Genomic DNA, 19,003 nt, shown 5'->3' with positions numbered 1-19,003 from the left:
CCGGGGCCGATGATTGATACGTCGCGCATTGAAATGTGACCGCTATCGCGGTTTTGTCAGGCGGCGGCGTCTTCGGCGACCGCGGCCTGGCCCAGGTCGGCGGTGTCGAGCAGGGTCTCGATGTCCAGCAGGATCAGCATGCGCTCGTCCTGGGTGCCGATGCCGGAAATGAAACGGGTATCCACGGCCGCGCCGAACTCCGGCTTGGGGCGGATCTGTTCGGCGTTGAGCGGGATCACGTCCGAGACGCTGTCCACGACGATGCCGACCACGCGGTCCTCGACGTTGAGCACGATCATCACCGTGAAGGCGTCGTAGCGCGCCTCGTCCAGGCGCAGCTTCAGGCGCAGGTCGATGACCGGCACGATGGTGCCGCGCAGGTTGATCACGCCCTTGATGTAGTCCGGGGCGTCGGGCACGCGGGTGACCGCGTCGTAGCCGCGGATTTCCTGCACTTTGAGGATGTCCACCCCGTAGTGCTCGTTGCCGAGCGTGAAGCTGAGGTACTCGCCACCGGTACTGGCGGCGTGGGCGCTGGTGTCGTTCATTGGGTTCGGGTCCTGGCGGCGTGCGGGTGCGGAGGAGGGACACTCCGTGTATCGGCGCCGGTGGCCAGGACTTTAGGCGGCCGGCTAGACGCCGCCGTTCAGGCGCGCCTTGCGCTCGCGGTCGACGCGGAAGATGTAGCGCTGGATGGCCGCGTCGGCGCCGCGCGGCAGGTTCTCGAAGCGCAGGCCGACGCGCTGCTGTTCGACGCCGTTGGCCTGTTTGCGCACCAGCTGGCTGCAGACCACCAGGGTGACCGGGACCGGCGCCGTGTCGGGCAACTGCAGTTCGCACGCGCCCAGGCGCTGCTGCAGGCGCAGCAGGGTCAGGTCCGGCGGCAGGAGGATGGCGATGCCGCCGGCGCTGATGTCCACCACGCGCCAGCGCAGCGGATCGCCGCCGTGGGGGTCGGGGATGACGCACCACGGCGAATCGCCGACCGGCGTCTCCAGCCGGTACAGCTCGCGCCGCTGCAGGTGATAGACCTCTTCCGGAAACCCGACGCGGAACGCAGTGCGACCGTCCTCGGCCAGTACCTGCGGGTGTTCCAGCCGGAACCGGACCATGACCTTGTCCACCTGCGCGAAGCACAGCAGGTGCGATGCCTCGCCGACGCTGCGGTTGACCGCGGGCAGCGGGCTGCCGTCGAGCAGGAGGTCGTCCTCGTCCAGCTCCAGCACGGCGCTGGGATAGGACTGTTCGCGGCCGTCGGGATGGACCGCGATCGTGGCGCGCTGGTCGATCAGCGCCTGCAGCAGCAGGCGGATCTGGCGCGGATTGCGGACCATGTACTTCTCGTCGGCATACAGGTTGCCGTCGAAGGAGGAAAGGACGGATTCCGTCGGTTCGCGCTCTGACATGGTCTCTGGAACAGGGAAGGCGGAGGCCTGAAGGCAACAGCATACCGGCAGGGTTTCATGGTGTATCGGCTCCTGCCCGCTGCTCTTTAGCGCCGGCGTCGCGTCGCCGGCGCCATCCCGTGCGATCCGCCTCAGAACTCCTGCCAGTCGCCGCCGTCGGTCGTGGCGGCGGCCGGCGGGGCCGGGCGCGCACGCGCGGGCGTCTGCGGCGCCGGTGTGGGCGTGGGCGTGGGCGTGGACGGTACGACCTTGAGCACCGGCCGCGCGACCGGCGTCGCCTGGGTGGACGTGGTGCGGAACATCGCAACCGCGGACGCCAGGTCGTTGGCCTGCTCTTCCATCGAACGCGCCGCGGCCGTGGCTTCCTCGACCAAGGCGGCGTTCTGCTGGGTGGTCTCGTCCATCTGGGTGACGGTCTGGTTGACTTGCTCGATGCCGGCGCTCTGCTCCTGCGAGGCGGCGGAGATCTCCGCCATGATGTCGGTCACGCGCTGCACCGAGGTGACGATCTCGCCCATGGTGGTGCCGGCCTGGTGCACCAGCGTCGAGCCTTCGGACACCTTGTCCACCGAGTTCTCGATCAGTTCCTTGATCTCCTTGGCTGCGCTGGCGCTGCGCTGCGCCAGCGTGCGCACTTCCGAGGCGACCACCGCGAAACCGCGGCCCTGTTCGCCGGCGCGCGCGGCTTCCACCGCCGCATTGAGCGCCAAGATGTTGGTCTGGAAGGCGATGCCGTCGATGACGCTGATGATGTCGGCGATCTTCTTCGACGAGGCCTCGATATCGGCCATGGTGGTGACCACCTGGCCGACCACCTGGCCGCCCTGCGAGGCGACGCCGGCCGCGCCCTGCGCCAGCTGGTTGGCCTGGCGCGCGTGCTCGGCGTTCTGGCGCACGGTGGAGGTCAGCTCCTCCATCGAGGCGGCGGTTTCCTCCAGGTTCGCCGCCTGCTGCTCGGTGCGGCGCGACAGGTCGTTGTTGCCGGTGGCGATTTCCGACGCGGCGCGGTGGATGCTGGACGCCGCGGTCTGGATGCGGTCGATGATGCCGGTGAGCTGGATGACGGTGGCGTTGGCGTCGTCGCGCATGTCGGCGAAGGTACCGCGGTAGTCGCCCTCCATCTGCACGGTGAGATCGCCGTGCGACAGCGCGCGCAGCACGCCGGAAACCTGCTCGACGCTGGTGCCGATGGCCGCCAGCAGGCCGTTGAGCTGCTCGGAGATCTGCAGCAGGAAGCCGCTCTTGCCCTCCAGGCGCACGCGCCCGGACAGGTCGCCGCGCGAGGCGGCGACGATGATGTCGCTGACTTCCTGTTCGACCTGGACTTCGATGGTGCGGTCGTCCCACTCCACCACGTAGCCGATGCGCCTGCCGTCGGCATCGGCGACGGGGTTGATGATCTGGCGCATCACGTGGCCGCCGACGGTGATCTGCGCGCGATGGGTGCCGCGCAGCTCGCCCAGCAGCCGGCGCTGGTGCGACGGGTGTTTGTGGAAGATGTCGATGTTGCTGCCGATCAGTGTCTGCATGTCGAACTGGGGCAGGTCGCGGCGCATGTCCTGCTCGGCCTTGCCCAGCATCTCCATCAGCGGGTGGTTGGCGTAGATGATGTTGAGGTCGGCGTCGGCGATCATCACGCTGGTGGTGACCTCGTCCAGCGCGGTGCGGATGCGCAGGTCCTCGGCGGCGCGCGCATGGTCCAGTTCGGCGCGGGCGCGGAGCTGGCCGACCATCTCGCCGATGGCGCTGTACATCTGCCCGATCTCGTCGCGCGAAGGGGGAGCCACGCGCACGTCCAGCTGGCCGTGCGAGACCGCCTGGATGGCGCCCAGCGCGCCGGAGAGCGGGCGCAGGATGGAACGGGCGATCAGCCAGCACAGCAGTAGCGCCGACAGCAGCACCAGCACGCCGGCCAGGATCAGCACCTTGCTGAAGCTCCAGGCGCGCGCGGCGATGTCGTCGGTGTATTCGCCGCTGCCGATGATCCAGCCCCAGCGCTTGTGCAGGCCGACGTAGGAGATCTTCTGCACCGCGCCGTCGACCCCGGGCTTGGGCCAGGTGTAGTCGAGGAAGCCGCCGCCGTCCTGCTGCCCGAGCCTGACCATCTCCACGAAGATCTTCTTGCCGTCGGCGCTGGTGGTGTCGCTGAGGTCCTTTCCGTTCAGCGCGGTCTGGTAGGGGTGCATCAGCATGGTGGGGTGTTCGTCGTTCACCCACAGGTAGTCGCTGCCGTCGGCGCTGCGCAGCGATTCGATGGCGGCCAGCGCCTGCCGCCGCGCGTCCTGCTCGCTCAGCTCGCCGGCGGCGGCGCGGTCGGCGTAGCGGTTGGCCAGAGCCAGCGCCGCCTCCACGCGCGTATGCAGCGCCCGCCGTTCGTTGTGGATCAGTTCGTCGTGGTTGCGCTTGGCGGTGACCAGGCACAGGGCGACGATGCCGGCCGCCAGGATGGCGAGCATCAGCATGAATTTCCGCCGCAGCGGCAGGTCGCTGAAGATACGCAGGGCAGTTTGGGTATTCATCCGGCTGTTTCCTTTTCCATCGTCGCGCAGTGAAGGGGATGGCCCTGCGTCCTCGGGCACGGGCGAACAGCTGCCTCCCGTGTTATCGGCGCTCCCATGGCCATCTGCAGTGGCGATGGGCGGGAGGTGTCAATCCATGACGTGAGGCGGGATCGGGATGGAACCGGGTCGCGGAACCGGCCCTCTGCAGAGGGGCCGGGGTCTGCCTGTGTTGCCTGTTGCCGGGTTTTCCGCGGAGGTTTCCGCGAGGGCGGAACCTCCGCGGATCGGATCAGAACTCCTGCCAGTCGCCGCTGTCGGCCACCGCCGTCTCGGTCCGGCGCGCGACAGGCACCGGCGCGGTTCGCCTTGCGGCGGCCGGCGCGCGGGTGTCGGCGCGCCGCGGTACCGGCGCGGCCGGCGTCTGGACCTGGACCGGCGCCGGCGCCGGCGCATCGTCGATGCGGAACAGCGCGACCGCGGCCGCCAGATGGTTGGCCTGCTCCTCCATCGAACGTGCGGCGGCAGTGGCTTCCTCCACCAGCGCGGCGTTCTGCTGGGTGGTTTCGTCCATCTGCATCACGGTCTGGTTGACCTGCTCGATGCCGGCGCTCTGTTCCTGCGAGGCCGCGGAGATTTCGGCCATGATGTCGGTCACGCGCTGCACCGAGGTCACGATCTCGCCCATGGTGGTGCCGGCCTGGTGCACCAGCTGCGAGCCTTCGGACACCTTTTCCACCGAGTCCTCGATCAGCCCCTTGATCTCCTTGGCCGCGCCGGCCGAGCGCTGGGCCAGCGTACGCACCTCGCTCGCCACCACCGCGAAACCGCGGCCCTGTTCGCCCGCACGCGCGGCTTCCACTGCCGCGTTCAACGCCAGGATGTTGGTCTGGAAGGCGATGCCGTCGATGACGCTGATGATGTCGGCGATCTTCTTGGACGAAGCCTCGATATCGGCCATGGTGGTGACCACCTGGCTGACCACCTGGCCGCCCTGCGACGCCACGCCTGCCGCGCCCTGCGCCAGCTGGTTGGCCTGGCGCGCATGCTCGGCGTTCTGGCGCACGGTGGAGGTCAGTTCCTCCATCGAGGCCGCGGTTTCTTCCAGGTTGGCGGCCTGCTGCTCGGTGCGGCGCGACAGGTCGTTGTTGCCGGTGGCGATCTCCGAAGCGGCCAGGTTGATGCTGCCGGCCGATTGCTGGATGCGGCCGACGATCGAGGTCAGCTGCGCCACCGTGGCGTTGGCATCATCGCGCATCCGGGCGAACACGCCGTGGAAATCGCCGTGCATGCGCGCGGTGAGGTCGCCGCGGGCGATGGCCTGCAGCAGCGACGAGACCTCGGACAGATTGCCGTCGGTGGTTTCCATCAGCCGGTTGAGCCCGGCCACCATGTCGCGGAAATCGTGCTCGAAACGGCCCTCGTCGCCGCGCAGGCTGAAGTCGCCGGCGGCCGCGGCGCCGGCCAGGCGCTTGATCTCGGCGTTGATCGCCGACAGGCTGGCCTTGGTCTCGTCCATGGCCTGGGTGATGGCGGCCTTCTCGCCGGGCAGGCGGTCCATGTCCACCGACAGGTCGCCGCGCGCGTAGTGCTGCATCACCTCGACGATGCGCCGGGTCACGTCCAGGTGGCTGGACACCAGCTGGTTGGTGCCGGCGACCATCACGCCGTAATCGCCGGGGAAGCGGGAGGCATCGATGCGATGGCTGATGTTGCCCTCGTCGTGGCGCGCGGCCATGTCGCCCTGGGCGTGGATGACCGCCCGGATCTGCTCGCGCATGTGCGACTGCGCCCGCAGCAGCTGGCCCAGCTCATCGTTGCGGCGTTCGGGGATGGCGGTGTCCAGCCGGCCCTGGGCGACGTCGCCGGAAACGCGCACGGCCTCGGCCAGCGGGCGCAGCACCATCGCGCGCAGCAGCAGCCACAGGCCGGCGCAGAGCGAGGCGGCGGCGAGCAGGCCGACCAGCGCCACCAGCCCCAGCAGCGAGCGCGCCTGCGCGGTGAGCAGGTCGCGCGGCACCATCACGCCAAGCGCGAAGCGGCGGTTGCTCTGGCCAACGCGCAGTGGCGCATAGACTTCCACCATGCCGGCTTCGTCGGCCTTGAAGTCGCTGTAGAGCCTGTCCTCGGCGACGGCGGCCAGGATCGCCTTGGTGGTGGCGTCATCCCGGGTCTTGCCGACATTGGCCGCGTCCGGCGAGGCCACGACCATGCCCATCGGCGACAGCAGCTCGGCGCGTCCTTCGCCCATCGGGCGCAGCTTGGACACGCGTTCCTGCAGGGCGGAAAGCTCGAAGTCGGCGGTGACCACGCCCAGCACCTTGTCGCCTTCCATGATCGGTATGGCGATGGTGGTCAGCATCAGGGTCTTGCCGCCGACCTCGTAAGGATAGGGCTCGATGATGACCGGCTTCTTCAGCGTCTTGGGGGTGACGTACCAGGCGCCCAGCTTGGGATCGTCGTAGTCGCGCAGCGGTTCGCTGACCAGCTGGTCGCCGACCCGCGCCCAGTAGCTCATGAAACGCCCGGTGGAATCGTGCTCGGGCGCGTCGACGAATTCGGCGTCCTTGCCGTCGAAGGCGTCCGGTTCCCACAGGACGCACATGCCGGCACGCTCCGGGTGCAGTTCCAGCTGCTGCCTGAAGGTCTGCGAGACGGTGGCGCGGCTGATCTGTCCGCGCTGGGTGCCCAGGTTCTCGGCCAGGGTCTGCACCGTGTCGTAGGTCTGGCTCATCTCGGCGGCCAGGTGCTGGGCTTCGAAGCGGGCCAGGTTCTCCAGCGTGGCCTGCGAGGAGGCGAGCAGGGCGCGGCTGCTCTTCCAGTAGCTGATGGCGGCGGTGAGGCCGAAGGCGGCCAGGGCGATCAGGGCGATGCCCAGCATCAGGCGGGTGGCGACGCTGCTCTTGCGTTCGCCGGACGAGGCGCGGGGTGACGAAGCGGACATGGAAGAACCGATGAGGGCGGAATCCCCTGATTCATCGGTCGGCGGCGGCGGTTCTTGAGGGCCGGGCCCTGCCGTCCGTCGGGAAGTTCCTGCCTGGCCGCCGGCCCCGGCGGGGCCGGCGGCGGCTTTTCACGCGGGCGTACTCAGAATTGCTGCCAGTCGCCGGCTTCGGCGACCATCGCCGATTCGATCGGGCGCGGGGCGGGGGCCAGCTTCGGGGCCGGCGCGCGCGGGCCGGCGGTGGCGCGCCGGGCCGGTCGCGGGTCGGCGCCGGGCTTGCCGGTTCCGGTACGGAACACCGATACCGCCTCGGCCAGCTGGGTGGCCTGTTCTTCCATCGCGCGTGCCGCGGCGGTGGCTTCCTCCACCAGCGCGGCATTCTGCTGGGTGGCTTCGTCCATCTGCACCACGGTCTGGTTGACCTGCTCGATGCCGGCGCTCTGTTCCTGCGAGGCGGACGAGATCTCGGCCATGATGTCGGTCACGCGCTGCACCGAGGTGACGATCTCACCCATGGTGGTGCCGGCCTGGTGCACCAGCTGCGAGCCTTCGGAGACCTTTTCCACCGAGTCCTCGATCAGCCCCTTGATCTCCTTGGCCGCGCCGGCGCTGCGCTGCGCCAGCGTGCGCACTTCCGAGGCGACCACGGCGAAACCGCGGCCCTGCTCGCCGGCACGCGCGGCTTCCACCGCGGCGTTGAGCGCCAGGATATTGGTCTGGAACGCGATGCCGTCGATGACGCTGATGATGTCGGCGATCTTCTTCGAGGAGGCTTCGATGGCCGACATGGTGGTGACCACTTGGCCGACCACATCACCGCCCTGCGAAGCGACATCGGCCGCGCCCTGCGCCAGCTGGTTGGCCTGGCGCGCATGCTCGGCGTTCTGGCGCACGGTGGAGGTCAGTTCCTCCATCGAAGCGGCGGTTTCTTCCAGGTTCGCCGCCTGCTGCTCGGTGCGGCGCGACAGGTCGTTGTTGCCGGTGGCGATCTCCGAGGCAGCCAGGTTGATGCTGGACGCCGCCTGCTGGATGCGGCCGATGATCGAGGTCAGCTGGGCCACCGTGGCGTTGGCATCGTCACGCATTCTGGCGAACACGCCGTGGAAGTCGCCCTGCATGCGCACGGTCAGGTCGCCCTCGGCGATGGCGTGCAGCAGTGCCGAGACCTCGGACAGGTTGCCGTCGGTGGTTTCCATCAGCCGGTTGAGGCCGGCCACCATGTCGCGGAAATCGTGCTCGAAACGGCCCTCGTCGCCGCGCAGGCTGAAGTCGCCGGCGGCCGCGGCGCCGGCCAGGCGCTTGATCTCGGCGTTGATCGCCGACAGGCTGGCCTTGGTCTCGTCCATGGCCTGGGTGATGGCGGCCTTCTCGCCCGGCAGGCGATCCATGTCCACCGACAGGTCGCCGCGCGCGTAGCGCTTCATCACCTCGATGACACGCAGCTTCACGCCGATGTGCTGGCCCACCAGCGCGTTGCTTTCCTCGACCATGCGCCGGTAGTCGCCGGCGAAGGGCGCCGCGTCGATGCGGTAGCTGATGCTGCCGGCGTCGTGCTGGCGCGCCATCTCGCCCTGCGCGCCGATCACCGCCTGCACCTGCGCCTGCATGTGCTGCATGGCGCGCAGCAGGTCGGTGACCTCGTCACGGCCGGAAAGGTCGATGGTGTTGTCGAGCCGGCCGCCGGCGATGCCCTTGGCCAGGCCCACGGCGTCGGCCAGCGGGCGGGTCAGGCTGCGGGTGATCAGCAGCGCCAGCACCACGCCGAGCGCGATGCTCAGCAGGCCGATGCCCAGCGACAGCTTGCCGGTCCAGTTCTCGATGGCGTTGTACTCGTCGCTGCTCTTCCGGGTCAGCACTTCCTGGTGCTTGAGCAGGGCCGACAGGGCGTCGTTCCAGGCAGTGGCGCGCGCGGCCTGTTCGGCGAGCAGGACCTGGACGGCGGCATCGAAATCGCCGGCCTGCATGAGCCCATCCAGCCTGCCGGTCGAAATGGCGGCCTGGCGGCGGGCGTCCTCGATCCCGGCGACCATGCGGTCGCCGGTCGCATCGCGCGGGATCTTGACGTACTGCTGCCAGATTTCGTCGTAGTGGGCGGTGAGCCTGTGCAGCTCCGCCTGGTCCTGGGCGAAGCCTTCGCCACGCTTGAGCAGCATCAGGCGACGGTCGCGGATGACGGCGTTGTTGGTGTCGAGCATGTCGTTCAACAGGCGCATCTTCACCATGTTGACGTTGGTGAGGTACTTGAACTGCTCCGACTTGCGGCTGTTGCCGTACACGACGACGGCCAGGATGGCGACGATGAGCAGCAACAGCAGGCCGAAGCCAATGGCCAGCCGCGAACCAACCTTCAGATTCCTTGAAGTAAGCATGTCATTCCTTTGCTGTGGGTGTCGGGGCGATGGCGGTCCTGCCATCGGTTACGTCAGCGGTGGGCGCCTGTAACCGTGTTGGACGGGGCCGGCATCATGAAGTCATCCAGTTCTCTGCCTTCTCGATCTGCGGGTAACAAACGGGGTGGTGCGACAACGCTTTGCCGACAACGGGCGCCCCGCGCAACGGGGCGCCGGATCAGAACTCCTGCCAGTCGCCCGCGTCGGCGGCCACCACCTCGCGGGGCTGGACGACGGCCCTGGGCCGCGGAGCGGGCGCAGGGGCCACCGCCCGCGTAGGCGTCTTGCCAGCGACGGTGACTGGGGCAGGGGCAGGCGCGGGGGCGGCCAGCCTGGCGTCGGTGCGGAACTCCGCCACGGCATCGGCCAGCAGGGTGGCCTGTTCCTCCATCGAACGCGCGGCGGCGGTGGCTTCCTCCACCAGCGCGGCGTTCTGCTGGGTGGTTTCGTCCATCTGGGTGACGGTCTGGTTGACCTGCTCGATGCCGGCGCTCTGCTCCTGCGAGGCGGCGGAGATCTCGGCCATGATGTCGGTCACGCGCTGCACCGAAGTCACGATCTCGCCCATGGTGGTGCCGGCCTGGTGCACCAGCTGCGAACCTTCGGAGACCTTGTCCACCGAGCTCTCGATCAGCTCCTTGATCTCCTTGGCGGCACCGGCCGAGCGCTGCGCCAGCGTGCGCACTTCCGAGGCGACCACCGCGAAACCGCGCCCCTGTTCGCCGGCGCGCGCGGCTTCCACCGCCGCGTTCAACGCCAGGATGTTGGTCTGGAAGGCGATGCCGTCGATGACGCTGATGATGTCGGCGATCTTCTTCGACGAGGCCTCGATATCGGCCATGGTGGTGACCACCTGGCCCACGACCTGGCCGCCCTGCGAGGCGACGCCGGCCGCGCCTTGCGCCAATTGATTGGCCTGGCGCGCGTGCTCGGCGTTCTGGCGCACGGTGGAGGTCAGTTCCTCCATCGAAGCGGCGGTTTCCTCCAGGTTCGCCGCCTGCTGCTCGGTGCGGCGCGACAGGTCGTTGTTGCCCGAGGCGATCTCGCCGGCGGCGGTGTTGATCGCCGACGATGCGCTCTGGATGCGGCCGACGATCGAGGTCAGCTGGTCGACGGTGGCGTTGGCGTCGTCGCGGATGCGCGCGAACACGCCCCGGTAGTCGCCTTCCATGCGGGTGGTGAGATCGCCGTGCGACAGCGCGCCGAGCAGGGTCGAGACCTGGCCGACGCTGGTGGCGAAGCTGTCCAGCAGGTCGTTGAGCTGTTCCGAGAGCTGCAGCAGGAAGCCGCTCTTGCCGTCCAGCGCGATGCGTCCGGACAGCTCGCCGCTGGCCGCCGCGGCGACGATGCTGCTGACCTCGCGCTCGACTTCGACCTCGGCGGTGCGGTCGTCCCATTCCACTACGTAACCCAGGCGCCGGCCGTCGGCGTCGGTGACCGGGTTGATGATCTGGCGCATGACGTGGCTGCCGACGGTGATCTGTGCGCGGTGGGTGCCGTGCAATTCGCCCAGCAGCTTGCGCTGGTGCGTGGGATGCTTGTGGAAGACGTCGATGTTGCTGCCGATCAGCGTCTTCATGTCGAAGTTCGGCAGGTCGCGGCGCATGTCCTGCTCGGCCTTGCCCAGCATCTGGAACAGCGGGCGGTTGGCGTAGATGATGGTGAGGTCGGCATCGGCGATCATCACGCTGGTGGTCACGTCGTCCAGCGCCGAGCGGATGCGCAGGTTCTCGGCGGCGAGCGCGGCATCGCGTTCGAGCCGCTCGCGCAGGTTGCCCTGCATCAGCTGCATGGAGCGCATCAGCGTGCCGATCTCGTCCTGGCGCGCCACCTCGATGCGGCCGTCGAGCTTGCCGGGGGCGTCGTCGTCGGCGACGCCGGCCGCGGCGGCCAGCGGGGCCACCACCTGCCGGCGCAGCAGCACGAACAGCGCGGCGCACAGCGCCAGCGCGGCGAGCAGGCCGACCGCGACCACGATGTACAGCAGCACGTTGGCCTGCCGCGTGAGCAGCGACTGCGGGGCGATCACACCCAGCGCGAAGTACTGGGCGGCGTCGCCGACCTTGATCGGCACGTAGACCGCGACGTTGCCGGCGGCATCCGGCGCGAAGACCTCGGCGACCTCGCCCTTGGCGATGCGCGCGAGCATGGCGCCGGTGGCGGCGTCCTGGCGCTGCGTGCCGATCCCGGCCGGGTCGCGGCTGGCCAGGATGCGGCCGGCCGGCGAGAGCAGCTCGACGTGGCCTTCGCCCATCGGCGACAGCCGCGCGAGGTGTTCCTGCAGCGAGGACAGGGCGAAGTCCACCGTCACCACGCCCAGGAAGCGGCCTTCCTCGACGATCGGCATCGACAGGGTGGTCATCAGGATCTGCTTGCCGTTGATCGCGTAGCTGTAGGGCTCGACCAGCGTGGGCTGCCTGCTCTCGCGCGGCTTGAGGTACCAGTCGCCGTCGCCGGCCACGTCGAAGCCGCGCAGGGCCTCGGTGACGGGCTTGCCGTCGGCCCAGGCCCAGTAGCTCATGAAGCGTCCGCTCTCGTCATGGGCTTCGTCGCCCACGTGCTCGGCATCGGCGCCGTCGAACGCCTCCGGTTCCCACAGCGTGCTCACGCCGACCCATTCCGGATGGGCGAGCAGCTGCTGCTTGAGCAGGGCCGATACGCCTGGGCGGGTCAGGATGCCCTGTTGGTGCTGCAGGCGCAGAGTGGTGGCCAGGGTGTTGGCCGTGTCGTAGGCCTCGCCCAGCTCGGCCGACACCCGCTGCGCCTCCAGCCCGGCCAGGTTGCGCATCGTGTCCTGCGACGAGGCGAGCAGGGCATGGCTGCTCTTCCAGTAGCTGATGGCGGCGGTCACGCCGAAGGACAACAGCGCGATCAGCGCCACGCCCAGCATCAGGCGGCTGACGATGCTGGAACCGGAACGGGGATGGGGCACGGCTCTCTCCTCTGCCTTGTATTCCTCGACATCGGAACGCGGGCGCATAACTTTAGTGAACAGGGGCGGCGGGAGACCGTTGCCGGCCTTCCGTCGCCCCCGCGGGATGCCTGTGCGCCGCCTGGCGGGCGGCGTCATGGCGGTGCGGTCAGTACGCGTGCAGGTCGCCGCCGGCATCGCGCGCGGCGCCGGCGCGCCGACGCTGCGCAGGACCGGGCGCGCGGACGGCGCGGCGGCCACGCGCGCCAGCGAGGAGGCGACGGTATCGGACAGGCGGAACTGGGAAACCGCGTCGCTCAGCTGGTGCGCCTGTTCCTCCATCGAACGGGCGGCGGCGGTGGCTTCCTCCACCAATGCCGCATTCTGCTGGGTGGTTTCGTCCATCTGGGTGACGGTCTGGTTGACCTGCTCGATGCCGGCGCTCTGTTCCTGCGAAGCGGCGGAAATCTCGGCCATGATGTCGGTCACGCGCTGCACCGAGGTGACGATCTCGCCCATGGTGGTGCCGGCCTGGTGCACCAGCGTCGAGCCTTCGGACACCTTTTCCACCGAGTCCTCGATCAGCCCCTTGATCTCCTTGGCCGCGCCGGCCGAGCGCTGGGCCAGCGTACGCACCTCGCTCGCCACCACGGCGAAGCCCCGGCCCTGCTCGCCGGCACGCGCGGCTTCCACCGCGGCGTTGAGCGCCAGGATGTTGGTCTGGAAGGCGATGCCGTCGATGACGCTGATGATGTCGGCGATCTTGCGCGAGGACGCTTCGATGTCGGCCATGGTGGTGACCACCTGGCCCACGACCTGGCCGCCCTGCGAGGCGACGCCGGCCGCGCCCTGCGCCAGCTGGTTGGCCTGGCGGGGGCGTGTTCGGCGTTCTGGCGCACGGTGGAGGTCAGCTCCTCCATCGAGGCGGCGGTTTCTTCCAGGTTCGCCGCCTGCTGCTCGGTGCGGCGCGACAGGTCGTTGTTGCCGGTGGCGATTTCCGACGCGGCCAGGTTGATGCTGGACGCGGCCTGCTGGATGCGGCCGACGATCGAGGTCAGCTGGTCGACGGTGGCGTTGGCGTCGTCGCGCATCCGGGCGAACACGCCCTGGAAGTCGCCGTGCATGCGCGCGGTGAGGTCGCCGCGGGCGATGGCCTGCAGCAGGCTGGAGGTTTCGGCCAGGCTGTGGTCGGTGGCCTCCATCATCGCGTTGAGGTTGTGCACCATCTGCCGGAAGTCGAACTGGAAGCGCTCCTCGTCGCCGCGCTGGCTGAAGTCGCCGCCGGCCGCGGCGCTGCTCAGGCGCCGGATCTCGCTGCTGATCGCGGTGAGGTTGCGTTTGATCATCGCCATGGTCTCGGTGATCTCGGCCTTCTCGCCGGGCAGCTGCGGCATGTCGCGGGTGAGGTCGCCGACGGCATAGCGCTGCGCCAGCTCGATCACCTGCATCTTGACGCTGATGTGCCCGGCGACCAGCTCGTTGGTGCCTGCCACCATCACGCCGTAGTCGCCGGGGAAGGCGGTCTGGTCCATGCGGTAGCTGATGATGCCGTCGCCGTGCTGGCGCTCCATTTCCTGCTGCGCGGCGATCACCGCGCGCAGCTGCGACTGCATGCGCTGCATGGCCGACAGCAGCTGGCCGACTTCGTCGCGGCGCGAGGTGTCGATGCGGCGGTCGAGCTTGCCGGCGGACACGTCGTCGGCCACGCGCACCGCCTCGCCCAGCGGCAGCGTGATCGAGCGGATGATGGCCCAGCCCAGCAGCGCGGCCAGCGCCAGCGCCAGCGCCATGCCGGCGACCACGGCGATCACCGAGCGGGTATGCGCGGTCTGCGACGCGGCCACGTCCTTGGCCAGCTGTTCCTGGTTGTACTGCGACATCGCCTTGAGCTGGTCGAACAGCACGCGGCGCAGCTTGCGCGACTCGTCGGAGGAGATGCGCCGCGCGGCATCGAAGTCGTCGGCGGCGATGGCCGCGGCGATGCGGTCGTGCGCCTCGAAATAGGCCGCACGCTGCACCTTGAGCTTCTCGTACATCGCCCGTTCTTCGGGCGTGTAGTCGGTGTCGATGTCGTCGTAGGCCTTCTCGGCGGCCTCGATCAGGCCGCGGGTATCGGCCAGCCGCTTGTCGTAGTCGGCCAGCTGCTCGGCGTTGCCCTGGTAATTGAGCTGCGACTGCTCGTAGGTGCGGAACTCGCCCAGCTGCGCGCGCATCTCGCCGAGCTGCTGCACGGCGGGCATCCAGTTGTTGTTGATCTGCTCGATCTGGGTGTTGGCGAGCATCATGCGCCACAGCGAGAACCCGCCCATCAGCAGGGTGAGCAGGCAGGTGATGCAGAAAGCGAGGATCAGCTTGCGCGTGATCGAAAGGTTCTGGAACCATTTCATCGCAGGGTTCTCCAAGGGGCAGGCGTCAGCGAAAGGCAGGCCCGGCGCTCCTGCGGGGTGTCATCGATGCGGATGGGCCGCGACGGGAGGCCCGCACCCCGGGGGTGCACAACTGCGGTATCGGCGCCGGCGTCCGGTTCTTGACGCCCGTATTGAGGCGTTGCCGGAATCCCGTGACGGCCGGCACGGAATGCTCCCGCGCCGGCCGGGCCGGGTGGTCAGAAGTGCAGCTGGGCGCGCAGCTGCATGATCTCCGGCTGCACGTGCCGGTTGCCGCGGCGGGCGTCGGCGAACACGTAGTTGGCCTGGAACTTCATGTGGCTGCCGAGGTACCAGTTGGCGCCCAGGGTCCAGTTGCGCTCGCGGCCGCCGCGGATGGCGCCATCGTCCAGATCGATGCGGCTGTAGCGCGCCAGCAGTTCGATGGCGCCGCGCTTGCCGGCCGGCCGCGGGTTGGCGACGTTGCCGCCGCTGTAGGCGCGGGATTCGCCGGTGAGCAGCCAGCTGCCGGCCACGTACCAGCCGTCGCCGCGGTAGTCGGGCAGGGCGTGGCGGCGGGTGGTCTGCTGCAGGTATTCGCCCTGCAGCGACCACGGCCCTTCGATCCACAGCGCTTCCAGCCCGCGCCGGTCGATGCGGCCGACATCGCGCAGGGTGCCCGAGTCGACCAGCCGCGACGGCGTCAGCGAGGCTTCGGGCTTGGCCCGCCAGCGCACGCTCGGCGCGATCTCCACGCCCAGGCCGTTGGTCTCACCGTCGGGACGCTCGCGGGTGGCGGACACGCCCAGGTGCAGCACGTGGGTGGCGTCCTTCCACGGCGTCCAGGCCAGGCGCGCGGCCAGGCTGTCGCCACGGTTGTTGCCCTGCAGGTCGTGCGTATAGGCGCCGGCGTTGAGCAGCCAGCGCGGCCGCTCCAGCGCCCAGTCGATGCCGATGCGGCGGCCTTCGTAGAACGCCTGGGTGGGCAGCGCGTTTTCCAGGAAGGCGCCGTTGCGGGTGGCGGTGTTGCCCTCGAAGCCCAGCGGCAGTTTCATCTGGCCGATGCGCCACCTGCCGGCGTCGCGGCCGGTCAGGCCCTTGCTGTCCAGGCGCAGGGCCACGTCCATCCAGGTGTCGGACTGGAAGTCGTAGGAGGCGGTGAAGTCGTACAGGCCCTTGCGCTTGATGGCGACGCCGAACTCCTTGCGGCGCCAGTCCTGGTCGTTCTCCAGCGCGCTGCCGTCGGCGTCGAAGCGGTTGACGTCCCAGGCGAAGTTGCCGGTGAACGCGGCCTCGGTGCCGTCGGCGAAGGTCAGTCTGGGCGGCCACGGGCTTGCCTGCGTTCCGGCGAAGGCCGGCGCGGTCAGGGCGAGCAGGGCAAGCGGGGCGATGCGTTTCATGCGGGTGTCCTGGATTCAAAGACGCATTACCCAACAGGGCGCGAGGTGAATGCCCCTCTCCCCTCGGGAGAGGGGTTGGGGAGAGGGTTCGGGGCGAAGCCATCGCAATGTCCGACTGCACGAGGCTTCGCCCGAACCCTCATCCGCCCCTACGGGGCACCTTCTCCCGAAGGGAGAAGGAAAAACCTCAAGCCGCCTGCGGCAGGCGCAGCGAGCGGACCAGACCGCCGACGTCGACGATCAGCGCGACGCGGCCGTCGCCCAGGATCGTGGCGCCGGAAACGCCGGAGATGCGCCGGTAGTTGTTCTCGATGTTCTTGACCACGACCTGCTGCTGGCCGAGCAGTTCGTCCACTTCCAGCGCGATCTTCTGGCCATCGCCCTCGACCACCACCACCAGCGGGTCGGCGTGGGTTTCCTGGCGGTAACCGTAGTAGTGTCCCAGCGCCAGGATCGGCAGGTACTCGCCGCGCACGCGCAGCACGCGGCCTTCGCCTGCCATGGTGCGGATGTCCTCGGCCTTGGGCTGCAGCGCCTCCAGCACATAGGCCAGCGGCAGGATCAGGGTTTCGCCGGCGACCGACACGGTCATGCCGTCGAGGATGGCCAGGGTCAGCGGCAGGCGGATCAGCACGCGGGTGCCGGCGCCGCTCTGGCTTTCCAGCTGCACTTCGCCGCCCAGCGCCTGGATGTTGCGGCGGACCACGTCCATGCCGACGCCGCGCCCGGACAGGTCGGTGACCGCGTCGGCGGTGGAGAAGCCGGGCTGGAAGATCAGGTCCCAGACCTGGGTGTCGGTCGGGTTGTCCGGGATCGCCAGGCCGCGCTCATGGGCCTTGGCCAGGATCTTGTCGCGGTTCAGGCCGCGGCCGTCGTCGCTGACCTCGATGACGATGTGCCCGCCCTGGTGCGAGGCGGCCAGGGTGATCGTGCCCATCTCGTCCTTGCCGGCCTGGCGGCGCACGTCGGGCATTTCCAGGCCGTGGTCGATGGAGTTGCGCACCAGGTGCACCAGCGGGTCGGCGATCTTCTCGATCAGGCCCTTGTCCAGCTCGGTGCCTTCGCCGATGGTGCGCAGCCGCACCTGCTTGCCCAGGCGCGAGGACAGGTCGCGCACCAGCCGCGGGAAGCGGCGGAACACGGCGTCCACCGGCAGCATGCGCACGCCGATCACCGCTTCCTGCAGGTCGCGGGTATTGCGTTCGAGCAGGTCCAGGCCGGCCAGCAGGCGCTCGGCGTGGGACGGGTCCAGCCCGCCGGAGACCTGCTTGAGCATGGCCTGGGTGATGACCAGTTCGCCGACCAGGTTGATCAGCGCATCGACCTTGTCGACGCTGACGCGGATCGAGCTTTCGGCTTCGTGGCTGGCGCCGGCCGGCGCGTTGGCCGCGGCGGCAGCCGGCCGCACGGCCGCGGCGACTTCGGCCGCCACTTCCTGCGCCGGGCCCGGCGCGCTGGTAGCCAGGCTCGGCGGGGCGATGATCGGCTGGATGTCCAGCTCGCAGTCGTCCACGACCCAGGCGAAGGTGTCTTCGATCTTGCTGCGCGGGATGCGCCCGGTCAGGCCCAGGTCCCAGGCGATGTAGGCTTCCAGCGGGTCCATCTGCTCGAAGCCGGGCAGGCGCTCCATGCGCGCATCCACCTGCAGCTGGCCGAGGGTTTCCAGCTCGCGGATGATGCGCAGCGGGTCGTTGCCGCTCATGAACAGCGACGGCGCCGGCACGAAGCCGATCTGCCAGCCTTCCGGCTCGGCCGCGGCTTCTTCCTGCTTCGCCGCGACCGGCGCAACCGCCTGGCCGGACAGCACCGCTTCCAGGCGCGCCTTCACCGCGGCGACGGCCGCCGGGTCGGCGGCCTGGCCGTGCTCGGCCTCGCGCAGCAGGGCGCGCAGCACGTCCACCGAGGACAGCATGGCATCGACCGCGGCGCTCTCCAGCGCCCGCTTGCCGGCGCGCAGTTCGTCCAGCAGGGTTTCCAGCACGTGGGTCAGGCCGGCGATGGCCTCGAAGCCGAACGTGCCGGCGCCGCCCTTGATCGAGTGCGCGGCGCGGAACACCGAATTGATGATCTCCGGGTCCTGCTGACCGTCTTCCAGGGCCAGCAGCCCGGCCTCCATGGCGTCCAGCCCTTCGCGGCTTTCCTCGAAGAAAGTGGCGTGGAAACGTTGCAGGTCCATGCTCATCGGCGCGCTATCCGGTCGGGGTTCGGGACGGTGGGGGTGGGCGATCAGCCCAGGACTTTCTGGACGGTGGCGACCAGCTGCTCGGGGTTGAACGGCTTGACCAGCCAGCCCGTGGCGCCGGCGGCCTTGCCTTCGGACTTCTTGTCGGCGGCCGATTCGGTGGTCAGCATCAGCATCGGGGTGAACTTGTAGTCCGGCAGCTGGCGCAGTTCGCGGATCAGCGAGATGCCGTCCATGTTCGGCATGTTCACGTCGGTGACCACCGCGTTGAACCTGGCGCCCTTGGCGCGGCCTAGGGCGACGGCGCCGTCTTCGGCTTCCTCCACGGAATAGCCGGCCGAGGTGAGGGCGAAGGCCACCATCTGGCGCATCGACGCCGAGTCGTCCACCACCAGGATTCGAGCGCTCATGCAACGTTCTCCACAGAATTCGATTTGTCAGGGGTTGCTTCCAGACCGAGGGTCTGGAGGACGCCGAGCAGGCGCGCGGCGTCGCGGAAGGTATCGGTAGCGTCGTCGAAGACGGTGGCGTGGCCGGCCTGGCGGCGGGCCAGGACGAAGGCGCACAGCACCTGGATGGCGGCGGTATGCACGCGGCCTACCTGGCTGGCATCCACGCGCAACGCGCCGTTCCGGCCCAGGTGCGGGGCCAGGTGTTGCTTCAGCTCGCTGGTGGACTCGATGCCCAGGTCCTGCGCCAGTGCCACAGTGCTCATCGTTGCTCCGGAGAGACGGTACTGGACCAGATAGCGGCAACCGCGCGGCGTTCTTTAGCGGTGTGAAGGCCGGCGGGCAATTCTGTGAACGGGTGCGCGGAATGGGGTGGGGCAGGATTTGCCCCGTAGGCATGGGGCTTGCCCCATGCATGGCTTTCCCGGTGGGGCACCGTGCGGGGCGAGCCCCGCAC

General features: G+C 69.2%; 10 protein-coding genes and 2 pseudogenes. All 12 read right to left on the bottom strand.

The genetic code is table 11. The annotated features are described in order from the left end of the window. Nucleotides 1-56: 56 nt before the first annotated feature. The 12 genes and pseudogenes from ABTV91_RS11895 to ABTV91_RS11840 all read right to left on the bottom strand — a co-directional run bounded on the left by ABTV91_RS11895 (nt 57) and on the right by ABTV91_RS11840 (nt 18,812). Nucleotides 57-548, bottom strand: coding sequence for a chemotaxis protein CheW (locus tag ABTV91_RS11895; RefSeq protein WP_433851630.1), 492 nt, complete (start codon nt 546-548; stop codon nt 57-59). Between the two features lie 84 nt (nt 549-632). Continuing rightward, entirely contained in the window at nt 633-1,406 is a 774-nt protein-coding gene (locus ABTV91_RS11890; RefSeq protein WP_433851629.1) for a flagellar brake protein, read from the bottom strand. 131 nt (nt 1,407-1,537) lie between these two features. Next, nucleotides 1,538-3,925, bottom strand: a complete 2,388-nt coding sequence (locus tag ABTV91_RS11885; protein ID WP_433851628.1) for a methyl-accepting chemotaxis protein — start codon at nt 3,923-3,925, stop codon at nt 1,538-1,540. 271 nt (nt 3,926-4,196) lie between these two features. Then, nucleotides 4,197-6,848 (bottom strand): methyl-accepting chemotaxis protein, encoded by a 2,652-nt coding sequence (locus tag ABTV91_RS11880; RefSeq protein ID WP_433851627.1) that lies wholly within the window; start codon nt 6,846-6,848, stop codon nt 4,197-4,199. 143 nt (nt 6,849-6,991) lie between these two features. Then, nucleotides 6,992-9,217: a methyl-accepting chemotaxis protein gene (locus ABTV91_RS11875; protein WP_433851626.1), complete on the bottom strand. Its 2,226-nt coding sequence runs from the start codon at nt 9,215-9,217 to the stop codon at nt 6,992-6,994. 199 nt (nt 9,218-9,416) lie between these two features. After that, on the bottom strand, nt 9,417-12,218 hold the full coding sequence (locus tag ABTV91_RS11870; RefSeq protein WP_433854176.1) for a methyl-accepting chemotaxis protein: 2,802 nt from the start codon (nt 12,216-12,218) through the stop codon (nt 9,417-9,419). A 158-nt stretch (nt 12,219-12,376) separates the two neighbouring features. Continuing rightward, nucleotides 12,377-13,864: pseudogene (locus tag ABTV91_RS11865) on the bottom strand (methyl-accepting chemotaxis protein); the annotation flags it as partial. A gap of 171 nt (nt 13,865-14,035) precedes the next feature. Next, nucleotides 14,036-14,536 (bottom strand): annotated as a pseudogene (locus ABTV91_RS11860) (MCP four helix bundle domain-containing protein); the annotation flags it as partial. Nucleotides 14,537-14,754: 218 nt separating this feature from the next. After that, on the bottom strand, nt 14,755-15,915 hold the full coding sequence (locus ABTV91_RS11855; protein WP_433851625.1) for an OprO/OprP family phosphate-selective porin: 1,161 nt from the start codon (nt 15,913-15,915) through the stop codon (nt 14,755-14,757). Between the two features lie 187 nt (nt 15,916-16,102). After that, the gene (locus ABTV91_RS11850) at nt 16,103-18,097 is read right to left on the bottom strand and encodes a chemotaxis protein CheA (protein ID WP_433851624.1); all 1,995 of its coding nucleotides are present in this window, start codon (nt 18,095-18,097) and stop codon (nt 16,103-16,105) included. A gap of 44 nt (nt 18,098-18,141) precedes the next feature. Next, on the bottom strand, nt 18,142-18,507 hold the full coding sequence (locus ABTV91_RS11845) for a response regulator (protein ID WP_433851623.1): 366 nt from the start codon (nt 18,505-18,507) through the stop codon (nt 18,142-18,144). Further along, the gene (locus ABTV91_RS11840; RefSeq protein WP_433851622.1) at nt 18,504-18,812 is read right to left on the bottom strand and encodes an STAS domain-containing protein; all 309 of its coding nucleotides are present in this window, start codon (nt 18,810-18,812) and stop codon (nt 18,504-18,506) included. Before ABTV91_RS11840 ends, ABTV91_RS11845 begins: the two co-directional genes overlap by 4 nt. Nucleotides 18,813-19,003 lie beyond the last annotated feature (191 nt).

Source organism: Stenotrophomonas nitritireducens, from assembly GCF_050984405.1.
GTDB lineage: Bacteria > Pseudomonadota > Gammaproteobacteria > Xanthomonadales > Xanthomonadaceae > Stenotrophomonas > Stenotrophomonas nitritireducens_B.
Note: the sequence above shows the minus strand (reverse complement) of the source record. Positions and strands in the feature narration are given on the sequence as shown.